The 18,519-nt window shown below is 72.8% G+C and carries 14 protein-coding genes; 7 read left to right on the forward strand and 7 right to left on the reverse strand.

The annotated features are described in order from the left end of the window. Window positions 1-11 precede the first annotated feature (11 nt). Genes VO99_RS19335 through VO99_RS19355 form a run of 5 tightly spaced genes read right to left on the reverse strand, consistent with a single transcriptional unit; the run spans window position 12 to window position 5,560 of the window. Complete coding sequence (locus tag VO99_RS19335) at window positions 12-281, reverse strand: K+/H+ antiporter subunit F (RefSeq protein ID WP_046114551.1); 270 nt, start codon at window positions 279-281, stop codon at window positions 12-14. Further along, on the reverse strand, window positions 278-823 hold the full coding sequence (locus VO99_RS19340) for a Na+/H+ antiporter subunit E (protein WP_046114552.1): 546 nt from the start codon (window positions 821-823) through the stop codon (window positions 278-280). Before VO99_RS19340 ends, VO99_RS19335 begins: the two co-directional genes overlap by 4 nt. After that, window positions 820-2,409: a monovalent cation/H+ antiporter subunit D gene (locus tag VO99_RS19345; RefSeq protein WP_046114553.1), complete on the reverse strand. Its 1,590-nt coding sequence runs from the start codon at window positions 2,407-2,409 to the stop codon at window positions 820-822. Before VO99_RS19345 ends, VO99_RS19340 begins: the two co-directional genes overlap by 4 nt. Next, window positions 2,406-2,735, reverse strand: coding sequence for a Na+/H+ antiporter subunit C (locus VO99_RS19350; protein ID WP_375136408.1), 330 nt, complete (start codon window positions 2,733-2,735; stop codon window positions 2,406-2,408). The genes VO99_RS19345 and VO99_RS19350 overlap by 4 nt, the downstream gene beginning before the upstream one ends. A gap of 2 nt (window positions 2,736-2,737) precedes the next feature. Next, the gene (locus tag VO99_RS19355; RefSeq protein WP_052736464.1) at window positions 2,738-5,560 is read right to left on the reverse strand and encodes a monovalent cation/H+ antiporter subunit A; all 2,823 of its coding nucleotides are present in this window, start codon (window positions 5,558-5,560) and stop codon (window positions 2,738-2,740) included. Window positions 5,561-5,680: 120 nt separating this feature from the next. On the opposite strand from VO99_RS19355, the gene VO99_RS19360 reads away from it, so the two are divergent. The 4 genes from VO99_RS19360 to VO99_RS19375 all read left to right on the forward strand — a co-directional run bounded on the left by VO99_RS19360 (window position 5,681) and on the right by VO99_RS19375 (window position 12,171). After that, window positions 5,681-7,207 carry a fumarate hydratase gene (locus tag VO99_RS19360; protein ID WP_046114555.1) on the forward strand — a complete coding sequence of 509 codons (1,527 nt, stop codon included), beginning with the start codon at window positions 5,681-5,683 and terminating at the stop codon, window positions 7,205-7,207. A 115-nt stretch (window positions 7,208-7,322) separates the two neighbouring features. Then, window positions 7,323-10,235: a winged helix-turn-helix domain-containing protein gene (locus VO99_RS19365; RefSeq protein WP_083440751.1), complete on the forward strand. Its 2,913-nt coding sequence runs from the start codon at window positions 7,323-7,325 to the stop codon at window positions 10,233-10,235. Window positions 10,236-10,387: 152 nt separating this feature from the next. Continuing rightward, window positions 10,388-11,161 (forward strand): hemerythrin domain-containing protein, encoded by a 774-nt coding sequence (locus VO99_RS19370; protein ID WP_232315423.1) that lies wholly within the window; start codon window positions 10,388-10,390, stop codon window positions 11,159-11,161. Further along, entirely contained in the window at window positions 11,158-12,171 is a 1,014-nt protein-coding gene (locus tag VO99_RS19375) for a c-type cytochrome (RefSeq protein WP_232315424.1), read from the forward strand. The genes VO99_RS19370 and VO99_RS19375 overlap by 4 nt, the downstream gene beginning before the upstream one ends. Here VO99_RS19375 and VO99_RS19380 read toward each other — a convergent pair. Both VO99_RS19380 and VO99_RS19385 read right to left on the reverse strand, forming a co-directional pair. Next, a complete protein-coding gene (locus VO99_RS19380) occupies window positions 12,143-13,492 on the reverse strand; it encodes a mechanosensitive ion channel family protein (protein WP_232315427.1) in 1,350 nt (449 codons plus the stop codon). The two genes, VO99_RS19375 and VO99_RS19380, sit on opposite strands and share 29 nt — an antisense overlap. A gap of 5 nt (window positions 13,493-13,497) precedes the next feature. Then, complete coding sequence (locus tag VO99_RS19385; RefSeq protein WP_046114556.1) at window positions 13,498-14,466, reverse strand: histone deacetylase family protein; 969 nt, start codon at window positions 14,464-14,466, stop codon at window positions 13,498-13,500. 39 nt (window positions 14,467-14,505) lie between these two features. Here VO99_RS19385 and VO99_RS19390 point away from each other — a divergent pair, with 39 nt between their 5' ends. The 3 genes from VO99_RS19390 to VO99_RS19400 are packed head-to-tail and all read left to right on the forward strand — an operon-like array spanning window position 14,506 to window position 18,513. Beyond that, window positions 14,506-15,432, forward strand: a complete 927-nt coding sequence (locus VO99_RS19390; RefSeq protein ID WP_046114557.1) for an AAA family ATPase — start codon at window positions 14,506-14,508, stop codon at window positions 15,430-15,432. Window positions 15,433-15,466: 34 nt separating this feature from the next. Continuing rightward, on the forward strand, window positions 15,467-16,462 hold the full coding sequence (locus tag VO99_RS19395; protein ID WP_083440752.1) for a DUF58 domain-containing protein: 996 nt from the start codon (window positions 15,467-15,469) through the stop codon (window positions 16,460-16,462). Then, window positions 16,459-18,513, forward strand: a complete 2,055-nt coding sequence (locus tag VO99_RS19400) for a transglutaminase TgpA family protein (RefSeq protein WP_046114605.1) — start codon at window positions 16,459-16,461, stop codon at window positions 18,511-18,513. Before VO99_RS19395 ends, VO99_RS19400 begins: the two co-directional genes overlap by 4 nt. Window positions 18,514-18,519 lie beyond the last annotated feature (6 nt).

Consider the following 18,519-nt stretch of genomic DNA (forward strand, 5'->3'; position numbering starts at 1 on the left):
CGGTGCGCCTCTCACTCGATGACGTCGCCACGCGCGACGAAGCGGGCCATGGCCACGGTGCTGACGAAGCCCAGCAGCGCGATCAGCAGCGCGGCCTCGAACAGCAGGTCGCTGCGCAGCTGCAGGCCCAGCAGGATCACCAGCGCCACGGTGTTGACGTAGAGCGTGTCCACCGCCAGCACGCGGTCGGTGGGCGTGGGGCCGGCCAGCAGCCGCCAGGCGGTCAGCGCCATCGCCACCACCACGGCGCCCAGCGCGAAGTTCAGGGCCCAGGCCATCATTCGAAGATCTCCTTCAGCGGTGCTTCGTAACGCGCCTTGATGTCGGCCACCATGGCGTCGGCATCGGCGCAATCCAGCGCATGCACCAGGATCGCCCGGCGGGTGCCGTCATCATCCTCGCGCCCGCCCTCGCCTTCGATGACGCAGGACACGGTGCCCGGCGTGGTGGTGATGATGGCCGCCAGCAGCACCGTGCCGGTGGGATGCCGGATGTCCAGCGGCACCCGCAGCCAGGCCGGCTGCGGCCGCGAAGCCGGGTTCACCGCGATCCAGGCCACGGTGAGGTTGGCCAGCACGATGTCCCACAGCACCACGCCGGTGAGCCGGAAGGCGCGCTGCCAGGCATGCAGCCGGGTGCCGTGGCTGAGGAAGGGCGCGGCCAGCCAGGGCAGCAGCACGCCAAAGAGGGCCGCCCACAGCACGCCGGCCACGGTGACGCCGCCCTGCAGCAGCAGCCACACGCCCGCCAGCAGCAGCGACAGCACCGGATGCGCCAGCCAGCGGCGCGCCGGCGCGGTGCCCGAAACCCAGGGCTTGTTCATCGGGGACCTCCCGTCGTGCGGTAGGGCCGCACCGTCTGCGCGGACTCATTGCCCAGCACCGCGCGCGCATAGCCGGCGCGGTCGGACATCTGCAGCGCCGCGGCATCCACATAGCGCTTGACCGGCGACGCCCACACCACCAGGGCCAGCGTGGCCACGAACAGCATGGTCATCGGCGCCAGCAGCCGCGGACTGGCACCGGCGGAAGCGAAGCCGCCTTCGGCCGGTTCATGGCGCACCGCCCAGAACAGGATGCTGCCGGCCCGCGCCAGCCCCACCAGCGTGAGGAAGCCCACGCCCAGCACCACGGCCCACACCCAGGGCGCGGCCGGACCCTGCGCGGCCTGCAGGATCATCACCTTGCCCAGGAAACCCGGCAGTGGCGGCAGGCCGGCGACGGAGGCCGCGCCCAGCAGCAGCAGCAGCCCCAGCAGCACCGGCTGGGCCACCGGCGTGGCCGGCTCCAGCGTGCCGCCGGCCGCGCCGCGCTGTGCCGCCACCAGTTCGGCCAGCAGGAACAGCCCCGCCACCACCAAAGTGCTGTGCACCAGGTAGAACAGCGCCGCGCTCCAGGCCGCGGTGCTGAACAGGCCGATGGCCGCCACGATGGTGCCCACCGAGGCCACGTTCAGCCAGCCCACCAGCCGCGCCAGCGTGGTGGAGGCCAGCGCACCCAGCACACCCAGCGCGCCGGTGGCCAGCGCCATCGGCAGCAGCCAGGGCTGCACCAGCAGCTGCGAATCGCCGGCGCCTTCGCCGAACACCACGCCGTGCACCCGCAGGATGGCGTACACGCCCACCTTGGTCATCAGCGCGAACAGGGCCGCGACGGGCGCGCTGCTGGCGGCATAGGTGTTGGGCAGCCACAGGTGCAGCGGCAGCAGCGCGGCCTTGAAGCCGAACACCACCAGCAGCAGCATCGCCCCGGCCTGCAGCAGCGCCGCCTCCGGCGCCGGCACCTGCGGCACGCGCAGCGCCAGGTCGGCCAGGTTCAGCGTGCCGGTGAAGGCATAGACCAGCGCCATGCCCACCAGGAACAGCGCCGAGGCCGCCAGGTTGAGCACCACGTAGGGCACGCCGAAGCGCAGCCGCTCCCGGCCCTGGCCATGCACCATCAGCACGTAGGAGGCGATCAGCAGCACCTCAAAGAACACGAACAGGTTGAACAGGTCGCCGGTGACGAAGGCGCCCGACAGGCCCATCAGCTGGAACTGGAACAGCGCATGGAAGTGCCGGCCGTGGGCATCCCAGCCGCCGCTTGCATAGACAAGCGCCGGCAGCGCCACCAGGCCCACCAGCACCAGCATCAGCGCCGAGAGCCGGTCGATCACCAGCGCGATGCCGAAGGGCGCCGGCCAGGCGCCCAGCCGGTACACCTGCAGCGTGCCGTCGGCCGCGCGCAGCGCCAGCGCCACCGCGATGGCCAGCCCGGCCAGCACCGACAGCAGCGACAGCCAGCGTGCGCGCCGCAGCACCCGGTTGCCATGGCCGCCGGCGCCGTCGCCCATGGCCAGCAGGGCCACGGCAGTGGCCATCGGCAGCAGCACCGGCAGCACCGGCAGCAGGTGGTCGGTCCAGTTCGTCATCGCTGCGGCTCCTGGCCGTCCACGTGGTCGCTGCCGGAGGCATCGCGGCTGCGCAGCGCCATCTCGATGACAAAGCCCGTGGTGGCGAAGCCGATGACGATGGCGGTGAGCACCAGTGCCTGGGGCAGCGGGTCCACCATCGGCTGGCCCTCGCGCACGATGGGCGGCAGCCCCACCGCCAGCCGGCCCATGGCGAAGATGAACACGTTGACCGCATAGCCCAGCAGCGACAGGCCCAGCACCACCGGGAAGGTGCGGCCGCGCAGCATCAGGTACAGGCCGCAGGCCGTCACCCAGCCGATGCCGGTGGCCATCAAGGCTTCGATCGTCATGCGGAAGCTCCTTGCTTGGAGGCGCTGCCCAGCGAGGACAGCATCAGCATCGTGGCGCCCACCACGGTGACGTACACGCCCAGGTCGAACAGGCCGGCGGTGGCCAGCGGCAACTCGCCCAGCAGCGGCACGCTGGGGTGGCCGTGCGCGCTGGTGAAGAAAGGCTGGCCGAAGAGGAAGGCACCGGCACCGGTGCACAAGGCGATGCCCAGCCCGATGGCGATCCATCGCGTGAAGCGGCGCGCGCCGTCGCCGCCCAGCCGCGCTTCGGCCTCGCCCTGGCCGCGCGCCATGTACTGCAGCAGCAGGGCTGCGGCGGTGACCAGGCCAGCCACGAAGCCGCCGCCCGGCAGGTTGTGGCCGCGCCAGAAGATGTAGGCCGACACCACCAGCGCCAGCAGCAGCACCAGCCGCGACACCACCTGCAGCATCAGCGGCGGCCGTGCGAAGGACCAGGCGCGGCCGGCGTCATCGGCCCTCGGACGGCGTGCGCGCATGCCGTCCAGCAGCGCCAGCGCGCCCACCGCGGCGATGCCCAGCACGGTGATCTCGCCAAAGGTGTCGTAGCCGCGGAAGTCGACCAGGATCACATTGACCGCATTGGTGCCGCCACCCGCCGGCAGCGATTGCTCGGCGAAGAACCAGGAAATGGAATCGTGGTTGCGCGTGAGCACCAGCCACGCCAGCCAGGCCATGCCGCCGCCGCCCGCTGCCGCCAGCAATGCATCGCGGCTGCGGCGCAGCACGCTGGATTCGCGCGGCGTGGTGGCCGGCAGCAGCGCCAGCCCCATCAGCAGCAGCACGGTGGACACCACCTCCACGGCCAGCTGCGTCAGCGCCAGGTCGGGCGCCGACAGCGCCTCGAAGGTCAGCGCCGTGACCAGCCCTACCGCGCCCACCAGCACCACCGCGATGAAGCGCTGGCGGTGCAGCGCCAGCAGGGCCGCCCCGGTGGCCATCAGCAGGCCCCACATCAGCCAGGCCAGCGGCGTGGCCGGCAGCTGCGGGCGCTCGCCCGCCGCCAGGCCCGCGCCGGCGGGGCCGAACAGCGGCCAGGCCGCCAGCACCACCGCCGTGCCCAGCATCCAGGCCATGTAGCGCTGCAGCGAGCCGTTCTCGGTGAAGGCGGTCAGCCGGCCGGCCGCGCGCAGCAGGCCGTCGAAGGCATGGGTGAACAGCAGCCGGCCGGTGAAGCCGTTGGGATGGTGCAGGTGCAGGTTGTAGTGCCGCTTGAGCCCGGCGTACATGAGCACGCCGCCGCCCAGCGCGATCACGCTCATCAGCAGCGGCAGGTTGAAGCCGTGCCACAGCGCCAGGTGATAGGCAGGCGGCGCGGTATTCAGCACCGCCGCCGCGGCCACCGCCACCAGCGGGCCCACCGTGGCCGCCGGCAGCACGCCCACCACCAGGCACACCACGACCAGCAGGCCCACCGGCGCCTTCATGAAGAACGGCGGCTCATGCGGATGCGGATTGGGCAGCGGCTTCAGCGGCCCGGCGAAGAACACGTCGTGGATGAAACGCAGCGAATACGCCACCGAGCAAACGCCCGCCAGCGTGGCCACCACCGGCACCAGCCAGCCATAGGTGCCGCCCACGGTCAGGGCCTCCCCGAAGAACATCTCCTTGGACAGGAAGCCGTTGGCCAGCGGCACGCCGGCCATCGAGGCCGCGGCCACCATGGCCAGCGTGGCCGTCCACGGCAGGTAGGGCAGCAGGCCGCCCAGCTGCCGCATGTCGCGCGTGCCGGTCTCGTGGTCGATGATGCCGGCCGTCATGAACAGCGAGGCCTTGAAGGTGGCGTGGTTCAGGATGTGGAACACCGCGGCCACCGCCGACAGCGGCGAGCCCAGGCCGATGAGGAAGGTGATCAGCCCCAGGTGGCTGATGGTGGAGTAGGCCAGCAGGCCCTTGAGGTCGTGGCGGAACACGGCCACGTAGGCCGCGAACAGCAGCGTGGCCAGCCCGGCGCCGGCCACGATGAGCTCGAACAGCGTGCTGCCGCCGATCACCGGATACAGCCGCGCCAGCAGGAACACGCCCGCCTTGACCATCGTGGCCGAGTGCAGGTAGGCCGACACCGGCGTGGGCGCGGCCATGGCCTCGGGCAGCCAGAAGTGGAACGGCAGCTGCGCGCTCTTGGTGAAGCAGCCCAGCAGCACCAGCACCAGCGCCACCGGATAGAGCGCATGGGCCCGCACCTCCTGGCCGCGGTCCAGCATCTGCGAGAGCTCGTAGGTGCCGGCGATCTGCCCCAGCAGGATGATGCCGGCCAGCAGCGCCAGCCCGCCCCCGCCGGTGACGGCCAGCGCCATGCGGGCACCGGCCCGGGCATCGGCCCGGTGGCCCCAGTAGCCCACCAGCAGGAACGACGAGATGCTGGTCAGCTCCCAGAACACCACCAGCAGCAGCAGGTTGTCGGCCATCACCACGCCCAGCATGGCGGCCATGAACAGCAGGAACTGGGCGTAGAACTTGCCCGCAGGGTCGTCCGCGTGCAGGTAGTAGGCGGCGTACAGCACCACCAGCGCGCCGATGCCTGTGATGAGCCAGACGAACATCAGCGCCAGGCCGTCGAGCCGGAAGCCCAGCGTGAGGCCGATCTCGGGCAGCCAGGGCTGCTGCCACAGCAGCACCTGCCCGGCCAGCACCGCCGGCGCCAGCAGGCTCACCAGGGCCAGCGAGGCCAGGGCCACACCGCCGGCGATCCATGCCGCGGCGCGCCGGCGGCCCGGCGAATTGGCCCGGCCCACCCAGGCGGCGGCAGGCATGCCCAACAGCAACGGCAGCGCGACTGCCAGCCCCAACAAATGGCTCATCGTTCTTGTGTCCTCCGGCACAGCGCCGTTCGTGCAACGGCGTCGCCGCAAGGTTCCGCCCGGGGAAACGATAATCGATGCAGCCCGCTCCTCCCGAACTCAGTCGCCAAGCAAGCCATCATGACCACGACGATTCGCCAGCAAGACCTGATCGACAGCGTAGCCGCCGCGCTGCAGTACATCAGCTACTACCACCCGGCCGACTACATCGCCCACCTGGCCCGTGCCTACGAGCGCGAGCAGAGCCCGGCCGCCAAGGACGCCATCGCGCAGATCCTGACCAACTCCAAGATGTGCGCCGAAGGCCGCCGGCCCATCTGCCAGGACACCGGCATCGTCAACGTCTTCCTGAAGATCGGGATGGACGTGAAGTGGGAGGGCTTCGGCGGCTCGATCGCCGACGCGGTCAACGCCGGCGTGCGCCAGGGCTACCTCAACCCCGACAACGTGCTGCGCGCCTCGGTGTTGGACGACCCCATCTTCGCCCGCAAGAACACCAAGGACAACACGCCGGCCGTGGTCCACATGGAAGTGGTGCCCGGCAGCACGGTGGACGTGATCGTCGCGGCCAAGGGCGGCGGCTCGGAGAACAAGAGCAAGATGTACATGCTCAACCCGAGCGACGACATCGTCGACTGGGTGCTGAAGACCGTGCCCACCATGGGCGCCGGCTGGTGCCCGCCGGGCATGCTGGGCATCGGCGTCGGCGGCACCGCCGAGAAGGCCGTGATGATGGCCAAGGAAGCGTTGATGGAAGACATCGACATGTACGAGCTGCTGCAGCGCGGCCCGCAGAACAAGCTGGAGGAGCTGCGCATCGAGCTGTACGAGAAGGTCAATGCGCTGGGCATCGGCGCGCAGGGCCTGGGCGGCCTGACCACCGTGCTCGACGTGAAGATCAAGACCTTCCCCACGCATGCGGCCAGCAAGCCGATCGCGATGATCCCGAACTGCGCGGCCACCCGGCATGCGCACTTCGTGCTCGACGGCAGCGGCCCGGCCTACCTGGAGCCGCCCAGCCTGGACCTGTGGCCCGACGTGAAGTGGCAGCCCGACTACAACAAGAGCAAGCAGGTCGACCTGAACACGCTGACGCCGGCCGAGGTGGCCAGCTGGAAGCCGGGCGACACGCTGCTGCTCAGCGGCAAGCTGCTGACCGGCCGCGACGCCGCGCACAAGCGCATCCAGGACATGCTGGCCAAGGGCGAGAAGCTGCCGGTGGACTTCACCAACCGCGTCATCTACTACGTGGGCCCGGTGGACCCGGTGCGCGACGAAGTGGTGGGCCCGGCCGGCCCGACCACCGCCACCCGCATGGACAAGTTCACCGACATGATGCTGGACAAGACCGGCCTGATCGCGATGGTGGGCAAGGCCGAGCGAGGCCCGGTGGCCATCGACTCCATCAAGCGCCACAACAGCGCCTACCTGATGGCGGTGGGCGGCGCGGCCTACCTGGTGGCCAAGGCCATCAAGGGCGCACAGGTGGTCGGCTTCGCCGACCTGGGCATGGAAGCCATCTACGAGTTCGACGTGAAGGACATGCCGGTGACGGTGGCGGTGGATTCCACCGGCACGAGCGTGCACAACACCGGCCCGAAGGAATGGCAGGCCAAGATCGGGAAGATCCCGGTGGCGGTGGCGTAGGCACCCGGTGCCGTGAACCCACGGCATCGGCCGCCCCGCCGCATTCCACGCCGGCCTTGACGCGTTTCGTCGCATCCTGCGCGACGGCCGGCGGCGCGGCGGGCAGCATGCGCGCATGGCCTCATCCGCAGCGCTGCGCAATACCTCGACGGTGATCACGCTGCCGCCCAGGGCGCGCCACAATCGCGCCTTCGGCCTGCAGTACCCGCCCGACATGACGTTCCCCCGCACCAAGATCCAGCCACCGCGCCTGCGCGTGGGCGCCTGGGTCGAGCGTGCCGGGCTGCAGGCCCGCCTGGGCCCTGCCCTCTTCTGCCACCGGCTGGTGCTGCTGTGCGCCGCCGCCGGCTACGGCAAGACGGCCGCGCTGGCCCGCCAGATCGAGCACCTGCCCCCCGGCACCGCCCACGCCTGGGTGGCCGCCGACGACGGCGACGACCTGCACCGGCTGCTGGGCTGCCTGGTGGCCGCGCTGGAGCCCTACGACCCGCCCTGGCGCATCGCGCCCGAGGCCCTGGTGGCCCTGGCCGCCTCCGGCGACGCCCGCCAGCGCCACGTGGCCGCCGCCGAGCTGCTGGAGGCGCTGGACGCCTGCGAGGTGCCCCACGGCATCGTGGTGCTGGACGACATGCACCGGGTGGACGATCCCGCGGTGTACGAATTCATCGACCTGCTGCTGGAGCGCCTGGGCCCGTGCTGGACCATCGTGGTGTCCAGCCGCACCGAGCCGCCGCTGGCGCTGGCCCGACACCGCGCGCGCGGCGAACTGGCCGAGTTCAAGCAGGCCGACCTGCAGTTCAACCGCGACGAGGTGCTGTCCCTGGCCACCGCCACCGGCCTGGACGCCGCGCTGGCCGAGCGGCTGTGGCAGCGCACCGCCGGCTGGCCGGTGGGGCTGCGGCTGGCCCTCAGCGCCGCCCGCGAGCCCGGCGGTGCGCTGCACCGCGCCACCATCGACCGCCATGTGTTCGAGTTCATGGCCACCGAGGTGCTGGAGGAGCTGCCCGCCGCGCTTCGCGACTTCCTGCTGCACACCTCGGTGCTGCCGGAGCTGACCGCCGCCCGCACCGCCGCCGTCACCGGCCTGCCGCAGGCCACCGCCGCCGCGCTGCTGGAGGAGGTCGAGCGCCGCGGCCTCTTCGTCAGCGTGCTGGAGGTGGACGACGACAGCGACGACACGCCCACGCTCACCCTCAAGCTGCACGACCTGTTCCGCGACGCGCTGGAGCACCGGCTGCAGCGCGGCCGACCGCAGGAGGTGGCCGCGCTGCTGGCCCGCGCCGCCGCCACCGAGCCGGATCCTACGCGCCGCATCGGCCTGCTGCTGCGGGCCGGCCAGCTGCCCGAAGCGGCCGCGGTGCTGATGGCCGCCGGCCCCGGCCAGCTCGCCGAAGGTGCGGTGGCCAGCGTCAGCCGGCTGGTGGCGCAGTTCCCGGCCGGGTGGGCCATCGGCTCGCCCGAGCTGCAGCGCATGCGCGGCCTGGCCGCCTGGGCCCGCTGGGATTTCGCCGAGATGCTGGATGCGATGCGCCAGGCCGAATCCGCCTGCGAAGCCCGGGGCGACCTGCCCGGCCAGCAGGCGGCCCAGGCCTACCAGGCGCTGGCGCTGAATGCCTTCGGCCGCATGCACGAGGCCGGTCAGCGGCTGACGGTGCTGCGCCGCGAGGCCCTGACGCCGGAGGTGCGCATCGTGGTGCTGGTGGCCTGCTCCTGGCATGCGCTGGAGGTGGGCGCGCTGCACCGCGTGGGGCCGGTGCTGGACGAGCTGATGGACCTGCTGGCCGACGACCCGCGGCTGGAGAGCTGGTACCAGTGCATGCCGCTGCCGCGCTTCAACGGCCTGCCCGGCACCGCCCGGCCGCTGCAGCGCTATGCCGACGGCGTGCTGCGGGTGGCTGGCGACATGCCCACGCCGCTGCGCGCCAGCGCCATGGTGCAGCACGGCTGGCGGCTGCTGTGGCAGGGCCGGCTGGCCGAGGCGGAAGAAGCGTGGCAGCGCGGCCGTGCCGATGCCGCCTGGGTGGGCGACCCCGTCAACGTGCGACACCACCTGCAGGTGCTGGGCGCGCTGCTGCATGCGGTGCGCGGCCGCGCCGCCGAGGCCGCCGCGCTGGCCCGCGGCTGGCTGGAGGGCAATCCCACCGGCGCCAGCAGCTGGGGCCGCACCCAGCTGCTTTTCCAGGCGGCCCGCATCGCCGCGCTGGTGGACGATCTGCCGCTGCTGTCCGACGTGCTGCGGGAACTGGCGCTGCAGGCCGACCGCAGCCGCGGCGGTGGCCCGGCGGCGCTCGAAGGCACCCGGCTGCAGCTGCCGCTGCGCGGCCACCTGGCGAGGCTGCAGGGCCGTCGCGCCGAGGCCGTCGCCCGCTGGCAGGAGGCGCTGGTGTGCGAGGAGCAGATCGACCTCGTGGGCCAGGCCGCCGAAACCCGGCTGCACCTGGCGCAGGCGCTGCTGGAGGGCGGCCAGCCCACGCTGGCGGCCGAGGTGCTCGCGCCGGTGTTCGAGCGCGTGGCCACCGAAGGCGAACCCGGCGGCGTGCTGCTGGCCCGCGGCCCGCTGGCGGTGCTGGCCACCGCCGACTGGGGCGGCGCGCTGGCGCCGGCGCGCCAGGCGCTGCTGCGGGGCTGGATGGCGCGGGTGATGCCTGCCGGAACGGTATCGGCAGCCATGCTGGCGGCGGCTTCGGTGGCCGGGGCGACCCACCCCGGCCTGCGGCACGAGCAGATCCTGCTGCCGGCCACGCAGCCGTCGCGGCCGCTGCAGCCGGTGGTGCCGTCCGCGCGGCAGCCGCAGCCGCCGCGCAGCCTGCCTGCGGCCGAACCGGCCCTGGACCGCCACGGCCTCAGCCCGCGCGAGCGCGAGGTGCTGGAGCGCATCGCCCATGGCGACAGCAACAAGCTGATCGCCCGCGCCTTCGACCTGAGCCCGCACACCGTCAAGCGCCACGTGGCCAACCTGCTGGACAAGCTCGGCGTGGCCTCGCGCGGGCAGGCGGCGGCCTGGTACCGGCAGCACCTGGACCGCTGACGCCGACGGCACGGCCGACACCCCCAAAGGTGTGTGGCCCGTCGCCCCGGCGCCGGGATGGCTCCTGTGGCCGATGTGCGCGCGGCGGGCCTTTCGCACACTGCATGGCAGGCCGGCAGGGTGCCGGCTGCACGCAGTCCGAAGGTTCCACCATGAGCATGCCCCACGCCGCCAAGCCGCCCATCCTCGAAGACGTTGTCCTGGCGCGCCCGCGCCAGCCGCAGCCGCGCCGCACCGACCTGTATGCCGCCATCCACAAGGCCCTGCGCCGCGCGATGTGCGACACGCTGACCCGCCTGGGCATGCTGGACACCGACGACCACGCCGACATGCTGCGCACCCTGGGCCAGGCCGAGCACCTGCTGTGCCTGCTGCGCAGCCACCTGCGCCACGAGAACGACTTCATCCACACCGCCATCGAGGCCCGCCGCCCCACCGGCGCCCGTCGCACCGCCGACGACCACCTGGAGCACATGGGCGCCATCGCCGGCCTGGAGGCCGAGCTGCGCACCCTGCGCGTGGCCGACACCAGCATGCGCCCCACGCTGGCCCTGCGGCTGTACCGGCACTTCGCGCTCTTCGTGGCCGAGAACCTGCAGCACATGCACATCGAGGAAACGGCCAACAACGCCGCGCTGTGGTCGCTGTACGACGACGAGGAACTGAATGCGCTGCACGACCGCCTGGTGTCCAGCATCCCGCCGGCCGAGATGATGGACACGCTGCGCTGGATGGGCCCGGCCCTGGCCCCGCGCGAGCTGGCCGCGTTGCTGGCCGACATGCAGTCGAAGGCGCCGCCGGCGGCCTTCGCCGCGGTGATGGACATGCTGCGCCCGTTGCTGGACCCCGGCCGCTGGGTGCAGCTGGCCGCCACGCTCGGCCTGCCCGCCAGCCGCGGCGGCCTGCCGATGGGGTCGCGGGCGTGAGCCCGGGGCCGACCGAGGGCGGGCGCCCGGCTTCCGTGCAGGCGAAGGCGGCGACGTCGCCGCGGGGCCGCTGGCTGCGCCGCGGCGCCGCCGGGCTGGGCATCGTCGTGCTGCTGGCCGCCGCCGCGGCCACCGCCGGCCATGTGATGGCCGGCCAGCGCATGAAGCGGCAGGTGGCCGTGCCGCCGCAGCCCGCGCCGGCCTGGCGCAGCGATGCGGCGGCGGTGGACCGCGGCCGCTACCTGTATGCCTCGCGAGGCTGCGTGGACTGCCATGGCGCCGACGGCGCCGGCCGCACCTTCCTCGACGAGCCGGGCGGCCTCAAGGTGGTGGGTCCCAACATCACGCCCGATGCCGGCAGCGCGGTGGCCGGCTACCGGCCGCAGGACTGGGCGCGCACCCTGCGCCACGGCGTCAAGCCCGACGGCACGCCGGTGCTCATCATGCCCAGCGAGGACTACAACCGCCTGACCGACGACGACCTCTCGGCGCTGGTCGCCTATGTGCGGCAGCTGCCGGCCCGGCCCGGCGCCAGCGCGGTGGTGTCGCTGCCGCTGCCGGTGCGGGTGCTGTACGGCTTCGGCGCCATCCCGGACGCGGCGGCCAAGATCGACCACGCGCTGCCGCCGCCGATGCCGGTGCCCGAGGGCGTCACCCGCGAGCACGGCGCCTACGTGGCCAACATGTGCCTGGGCTGCCACGGCGCACGGCTGACCGGCGGCAAGGTGCCCGGCGGCCCGCCGGACTGGCCGGCCGCCGCCGACCTCACCGGCGGTGACGCCGGCGGCATGGCGGCGTATCCCGACGCGGATGCACTGCTGAAGATGTTCCGCACCGGCCGGCGGCCCGACGGCACGCCGGTGAAGGTGATGCCCTTTGAATCGCTGCGGGAGATGAGCGAGACCGACGTGCGGGCGCTGCACCTGTTCCTGCGCGGGCTGCCGGCCGGTGGCGCTGCGGCGGGCCAGGCCGGCGCGCCGGTCACTCCGAAGGCGCAGGCGCGGGGCTGAGCGGCGCCACACCGCCCGCGGGCACCACCACGCCCGGCGGGCGCGGCGGCCGCGGCTCGCGGTGCACCTGCTGGGGATACGGGATCTCCACGTCCAGCGCATTCAGCGTGCGCAGCACCGCCAGGTTGACCGCGCTGCGCACGCCGCCCAGGCCGTTGTGCGGGTCGCGTATCCAGAAGCCGATGGTCAGCTCGATGCCGCTGTCGGCGAAGCTGGTGAGCGACACCCAGGGCGCCGGGTCGGTGAGCACGCGGTCGATGCCGGCCACCACCTCCACCAGCCTGGGGATCAGCGCGTCGACGTCGGTGTCGTAGGCCACCTGCACCACCGTCGTGCCGTTGATGCGGGTGTCGCTCATCGTCATGCTGACCACGCGCTGGGTGATCATCATCTCGTTGGGCACGATGGACTCGCGGCCGTTGAGCGCGCGGATCACGGTGTAGCGGGTGCTGATGTCGGTGATGCGGCCCTCGAAGCCGTCCACCTCCACCATGTCGCCGATGCGCAGGCTGCCCTCGGCCAGCAGCACGAAGCCCGAGACGTAGTTGGCCGCCAGCTTCTGCAGGCCCAGGCCGATGCCCACGCCGATGGCGCCGCCCAGCACCGACAGCGCCGTCAGCGGAATGCCCGCGGCCGACAGCGCGAACAGCAGACCCACCACCAGCAGCAGCGCCCGCGTGGCATTGGCCGCGATCTTGCGCAGCGACACGCTGCCCGAGAAACCCGCCTCGCTCACGCCGGCCAGCAGGCGGCCTTCGATGGCGGCCGACAGCCACAGCACCAGCACCAGCACCACGACGGCGCTGAGCGCACCTTCGATCACGCTGCGCAGGCTGATCTGCGAGCCGCCCACCGTCCAGGTGATGGCCTCCAGCTCGTCCAGCACCACCGGCAGCAGGCCGGTGAGCCAGAGCACCAGGCACAGCCACACCAGCCAGGACAGCCAGCGCTCGACGATGCGCACCGCATGGCTCTGCGGAAAGGCCACCCGCAGCACCCGCACGCCGATGCGGATGGCGCACAGCGACATCAGCACCGGCACCGCCAGGCGCAGCACCGCCTGCGGCAGCTCGGCCGGCATCAGCAGCCGGGCCAGCAGCACCGCGCCCAGCGCCAGCACCGGGAACAGCACGCCGTCGATCAGCCGGTCGCCGAACCAGATGCCGCCCGGCTTGCGGCCGGCGCCGCGCAGCAGCCACGTCAGGCCCAGGGCGCCGCCCAGGCAGGCGGCCAGGATGGCCAGCTCGGCCAGCGAGGCGAGCTGCCACAAGCCTTCGAGCCGGCCTTCCAGCCGACCGGCCAGCGAGCCGGCCGGCGGCACGGAACTCAAATGCCTACCCCGCCACCGCCGTGGCCGGCATCCACGCCGGCCAGCACCCGCAGGTGCGCGGCCACGCTGCGGCCCAGGGCCGAGAGGTTGTAGCCACCTTCCAGGCAGGACACGATGCGCCCCCGGGCATGCCGCTCGGCCAGGTCCACCAGCTTCCAGGTGATCCAGGCATAGTCGGCTTCCACCAGGCCCATCTGGCCCAGGTCGTCCTCGCGGTGGGCATCGAAGCCGGCGGAGACGAAGATCATCTGCGGCTTGAACTGCTCCAGCCGCGGCAGCCACATGGCCTCGATCAGCTCGCGCACCTCCATGCCCTTGGTGTAGGCGGGCACCGGCAGGTTGACCATGTTGGTGCCCTTGGGCACGGCGCCGCTGTGCGGATACAGCGGATGCTGGAAGAAGCTGCACATCAGGATGCGCTCGTCGCCGGCCACGATGTCCTCGGTGCCGTTGCCGTGGTGCACGTCGAAGTCGATGATGGCCACGCGCTGCAGGCCGCGCACGTCCAGCGCATGGCGCGCGGCCACGCACACGTTGTTGAAGAAGCAGAAGCCCATGGCCTGGCTGCGCGTGGCGTGGTGGCCGGGCGGGCGCACCGAGCAGAAGGCGTTGTCCACCTCGCCGTCGATCACCGCGTCGGTGGCGGCCACCGCGGCGCCGGCCGCGCGCAGCATCGCGTTCCAGGTGCCGGGGCCGGCGCTGGTGTCGGGGTCCAGCGCCTGGTGGCTGCCGTCGTCGCGCAGGCGCAGGCCCAGGTCGGCGATCTCGCTCACGTAGCCCACGCTGTGGGCCAGTTCCACATCGGCCAGGCTGGCCACCGGGGCGTCGCGCATGTCCAGCGCCAGGTCCAGGCCGGTGGCGCGCAGGTGGTCGGCGATCGCGTCCAGCCGCTGCGGGCACTCGGGGTGGCCGGCGCCCATCTCGTGCGCCTTGCAATCCGTATGGCTATAAAACGCGGTGGTCATCGGGGAAATGGTGCTGGCGATTTGGGATAACGTGCATGCATGGCCCTGGACATCACGCAGCAGCTTTCAAGACTCACGGACCAGATTAGCACGATCATCGTGGGCAAACGCCCGCAGATCGAGGACTGCGTGGCCTGCCTCCTGGCCGGCGGGCACCTGCTGATCGAGGACGTTCCCGGCGTGGGCAAGACCACGCTGGCGCACACGCTGGCGGTGTCGCTCGGCCTGCATTTCTCACGGGTGCAGTTCACCGCCGACCTGATGCCCAGCGATCTCGTCGGCGTCAGCGTGTTCGAGCGGTCCAGCGAATCCTTCGTCTTCCATCCCGGCCCGGTGTTCGCGCAGGTGCTGCTGGCCGACGAGATCAACCGCGCCGGCCCCAAGACGCAGAGCGCGCTGCTGGAGGCGATGGAAGAGCACCAGGTGACGGTGGAGAACCACACCCGGCCGCTGCCCAAGCCCTTCTTCGTCATCGCCACGCAGAACCCGACCGACCAGCTCGGCACCTACCCGTTGCCCGAGAGCCAGCTCGACCGCTTCCTCATGCGCATCACGCTCGGCTACCCCGACCGCGCCAGCGAGCGCGCCCTGCTGGCCGGCGAGGACCGCCGCGCCGCCATCACCCGCCTGACGCCGGTGATGCAGCCGGCCGACCTGCTCGCCGCGCAGCAGGCGGTGCTGCAGGTGCATGCGTCGGAGGCGCTGCTGGACTACCTGCAGGCGCTGATCGCGGCCACGCGCAGCGGCGAATGGTTCGTCGAGGGTTTGTCGCCCCGTGCCGCGCTGGCGGTGCTGCGCGCGGCCAAGGCACATGCGCTGATCGGCGGCCGCGGCCACGTGGCGCCCGACGACGTGCAGGCCATCCTGGCGCAGTCCATCGCGCACCGGCTGGTGCCGGTGGCCGGTGCCGGCCGCGGCAGCGTGGAGCAGGTTCGGGCCATGGTCGAGGCCGTGCCGCTGCCTTGAGCAGCCCGCCGCCCCGCCCGCCATCCGCCTGACCATGTGGGCCGCACCGCGCGCGCGTTTCCAGGCCTGGTGGCAGGCCCGGCATCCGCTGTCCGACCGCTGGGTGCTCACCCAGCGCAACATCTACATCGTGCCCACGCCGGCCGGCCTGGCCTTCGGGCTCACGCTGCTGGTGATGCTGCTGGCCTCGATCAATTACCAGCTGAACCTGGGCTACATCCTCACCTTCCTGCTGGCCGGGGCGGGGCTGGCCTCGCTGCACATCACCCATGCCACGCTGCGCGGCCTGACGCTGCACCTGCGGCCGGTGGCGCCCTGCTTCGCCGGCGAGCCGGCGCGGCTGGACGTGGTGATCGAAAGCCCCGGCAGCCGGCGCCATGGCATCGGCGTGGGCTTCGAGGCCGCGGCGCAGCGCAGCCAGCAGGTGTTCGTGGACGTGCCTGCGCTGGGCCAGGCACCGGCAGTGCTGCGCTTCGTGCCGCCGCACCGCGGCCCGCACGGCATCCCTGCGCTGCGCGCTGAAACCCGGTTTCCCTTTGGCCTGTTCCGCGCCTGGACGGTCTGGCGGCCGGCCGCGCGCGTGCTGGCCTGGCCGGCGCCCGAGCAGCCGCCTGCCCCGCTGCCGACGCCGCAGCCGCTGGCCGGCGAGGCGCCCACCTCGCGCGAGCGCAACGGCGCGGAGTTCGACGGCGTGCGTGCCTACCGCCGCGGCGACGCGCTGCGCCGCATCGTGTGGAAGAAGGCGGCCCGCACCGGCGAGCTGGTGACACGCGAGAACGGCGGCACCGCCTCGCGCGAACTGTGGCTGGACTGGCAATCGGCCGCCGGCCAGCCGGGCACGGAGGCGCGCCTGTCGCGCCTGTCGGCCTGGGTGCTGGCTGCCGAGCAGGCCGGCGTGCTGCATGGCCTGAAGCTGCCCGGGCTGGAGCTGCCCCCCGGCCAGGGCGACGCCCACCGGCTGCGCGCGCTGGAGGCGCTGGCGCTGTGGCCGCGCGGCGGCGGCGCCAGCTCCGCCGGAGCCGGCCGATGACGACGCTGCGCCTGCCCCGGTGGCCGCTGGCCGGCCGCCTGCCGCGCGATGCCCGCGACGTGCTGTTCCTGCTCGCCGTCATCGGCTGGACCATCCTGCCGCACCTGGCACGGCTGCCCGTGTGGTGCAGCCTGCTGGTGGGCGGCGTGCTCACTGCGCGTGCAGTGCTGGCGGTGCGCGCCGCGCCGCTGCCCAGCCGCTGGCTGCTGGCCGCGCTGCTGGCGCTGGCGGTCGGCCTGACGCTCAACAGCTACCGCACGCTGCTGGGCAAGGAGGCCGGCGTCACCCTGCTGGTGGTGCTGATGACGCTGAAGACGCTGGAGCTGCGCGCGCGGCGCGATGCGCTCGTGGTGTTCTTCCTCGGCTTCTTCCTGGTGCTGACCAACTTCCTGTATTCGCAGTCGCTGCCGGTGGCCGCGGCCATGGTGGTGGCGGTGTGGGGCCTGCTCACCGGCCTGGTGCTGGCCCACATGCCGGTGGGCCAGCCGGCGCTGCGCGAGGCCGGCGGCCTGGCCGCGCGGGCCACGCTGTTCGGCGCACCGGTGATGGTGCTGCTGTTCCTGCTGTTTCCGCGCATGGGTCCGTTGTGGGCGCTGCCGCAGGACGCGGGCGGGCGTACCGGCCTGTCGGGCACCCTGATGCTGGGCGGCGTGGCCGAGGTGGCCAACGACGACAGCGTGGCCTTCCGTGTGCGCTTCGAGGGGCCGCCGCCGCCGAACGAGCAGCTCTACTGGCGCGGCCCGGTGCTCAGCCGCTTCGACGGCCGTGAATGGCACCGGCTGGAACGCAGCAGCATGGGCCCGGCCGGCCTGCTGCGGGCCGACCTGCGCACCCGCGGCCAACCGCTGCGCTACGAGATGACGCTGGAGCCCTCCCGGCTGCCACTGCTGCCGCTGCTGGAGGCCACGCCCGCGCTGGCCGAGCATGCGCCGCGCATCGAGGGCTGGCGGGTCTTCCAGCGTGCCGACTTGGAGTGGCTGACCGACCGCCCGGTGACCGACCGCCTGCGTTTCGAGGTGCAGGCCTGGCCCCACCACGAGCACGGCCCGCAGCAGGCCGCGCTGGGCCTGCAGGACCACCTGTCGCTGCCACCCGGCTACAACCCCCGCACCCTGGAATGGGCCGCCGCGCTGCGCCGCCAGCCGCGCTATGCGCAGGCGGGCGCGGCCGAGCTCACCGAAGCGGTGCTGCGCCACATCCGCACCGGCGGCTTCACCTACACCCTGGCGCCGGGCCTGTACGGCGACGAGGAGGGCCGCCATGCCATCGACGAGTTCTGGCTCGACCGCCAGCTGGGTTTCTGCGAGCACTTCGCCACCGCCTTCGTGGTGGTGATGCGGGCGCTGGACGTGCCCGCGCGGGTGGTCACCGGCTACCAGGGCGCCGACCCGCTGCCGCAGGACGGCTACCTGGTGGTGCGCCAGAGCCATGCCCATGCCTGGGCCGAGGTCTGGCAGGCCGGCCGCGGCTGGGTGCGGGTGGATCCCACCGCCGCGGTGGCGCCCGACCGCGTGGTGCGCAGCCAGTCGCTGCGGCCGCCGCCGGGGCTGGTGGCCGGCGCCCTGGCCGGCATGAGCCCCGTGCTGATGGAGCAATGGCGCGCCACCTACGAACGCATCAACAACCGCTGGAACCAGTGGGTGCTCAACTATTCGCGCACCCAGCAGTTCGACCTGCTGAAGAGCCTGGGCTTCGACACCCCGCGCTGGGAGGACCTGGCGCTGCTGATGGTGGGGCTGGGCAGCGGCGCCGCGCTGCTGGGTGCCGCCTGGGCGCTGTGGGACCGCCAGCGGCGCGACCCCTGGGAGCGACTGCAGGCCGACATGCGCCAGCGCCTGGCCGGGCTGGGCATTGCCGCCGGCCCCTTCGAGGCGCCGCGCACGCTGGCCGCGCGTGTGCGGGCCCGCCTGGGGGCGCGCGGCGAGCCGGTGGCCGCGCAGCTGGACGCACTGGATGCGCTGCGCTATGGCCGCAACGCGGTGCAGCGGCCCGACCGTGGCTGGCAGCGCGCCTTCGCCCGCGCCGCGGCAGCCGCACGCCGGCCGGGATAATCCGGC

This window comes from Aquincola tertiaricarbonis (assembly GCF_000969605.1).
GTDB classification, from domain to species: Bacteria; Pseudomonadota; Gammaproteobacteria; order Burkholderiales; family Burkholderiaceae_C; genus Aquincola; species Aquincola tertiaricarbonis.

Coding starts and splice junctions, on each gene's coding strand:
- VO99_RS19355 (WP_052736464.1), bottom strand. CDS start 5,560: ATGAGCCATTTGTTGGGGCTGGCAGTCGCGCTGCCGTTGCTGTTGGGC.
- VO99_RS19365 (WP_083440751.1), top strand. CDS start 7,323: ATGGCCTCATCCGCAGCGCTGCGCAATACCTCGACGGTGATCACGCTG.
- VO99_RS19345 (WP_046114553.1), bottom strand. CDS start 2,409: ATGACGAACTGGACCGACCACCTGCTGCCGGTGCTGCCGGTGCTGCTG.
- VO99_RS19335 (WP_046114551.1), bottom strand. CDS start 281: ATGATGGCCTGGGCCCTGAACTTCGCGCTGGGCGCCGTGGTGGTGGCG.
- VO99_RS19400 (WP_046114605.1), top strand. CDS start 16,459: ATGACGACGCTGCGCCTGCCCCGGTGGCCGCTGGCCGGCCGCCTGCCG.
- VO99_RS19385 (WP_046114556.1), bottom strand. CDS start 14,466: ATGACCACCGCGTTTTATAGCCATACGGATTGCAAGGCGCACGAGATG.
- VO99_RS19340 (WP_046114552.1), bottom strand. CDS start 823: ATGAACAAGCCCTGGGTTTCGGGCACCGCGCCGGCGCGCCGCTGGCTG.
- VO99_RS19360 (WP_046114555.1), top strand. CDS start 5,681: ATGACCACGACGATTCGCCAGCAAGACCTGATCGACAGCGTAGCCGCC.
- VO99_RS19370 (WP_232315423.1), top strand. CDS start 10,388: ATGAGCATGCCCCACGCCGCCAAGCCGCCCATCCTCGAAGACGTTGTC.
- VO99_RS19395 (WP_083440752.1), top strand. CDS start 15,467: ATGTGGGCCGCACCGCGCGCGCGTTTCCAGGCCTGGTGGCAGGCCCGG.
- VO99_RS19390 (WP_046114557.1), top strand. CDS start 14,506: ATGGCCCTGGACATCACGCAGCAGCTTTCAAGACTCACGGACCAGATT.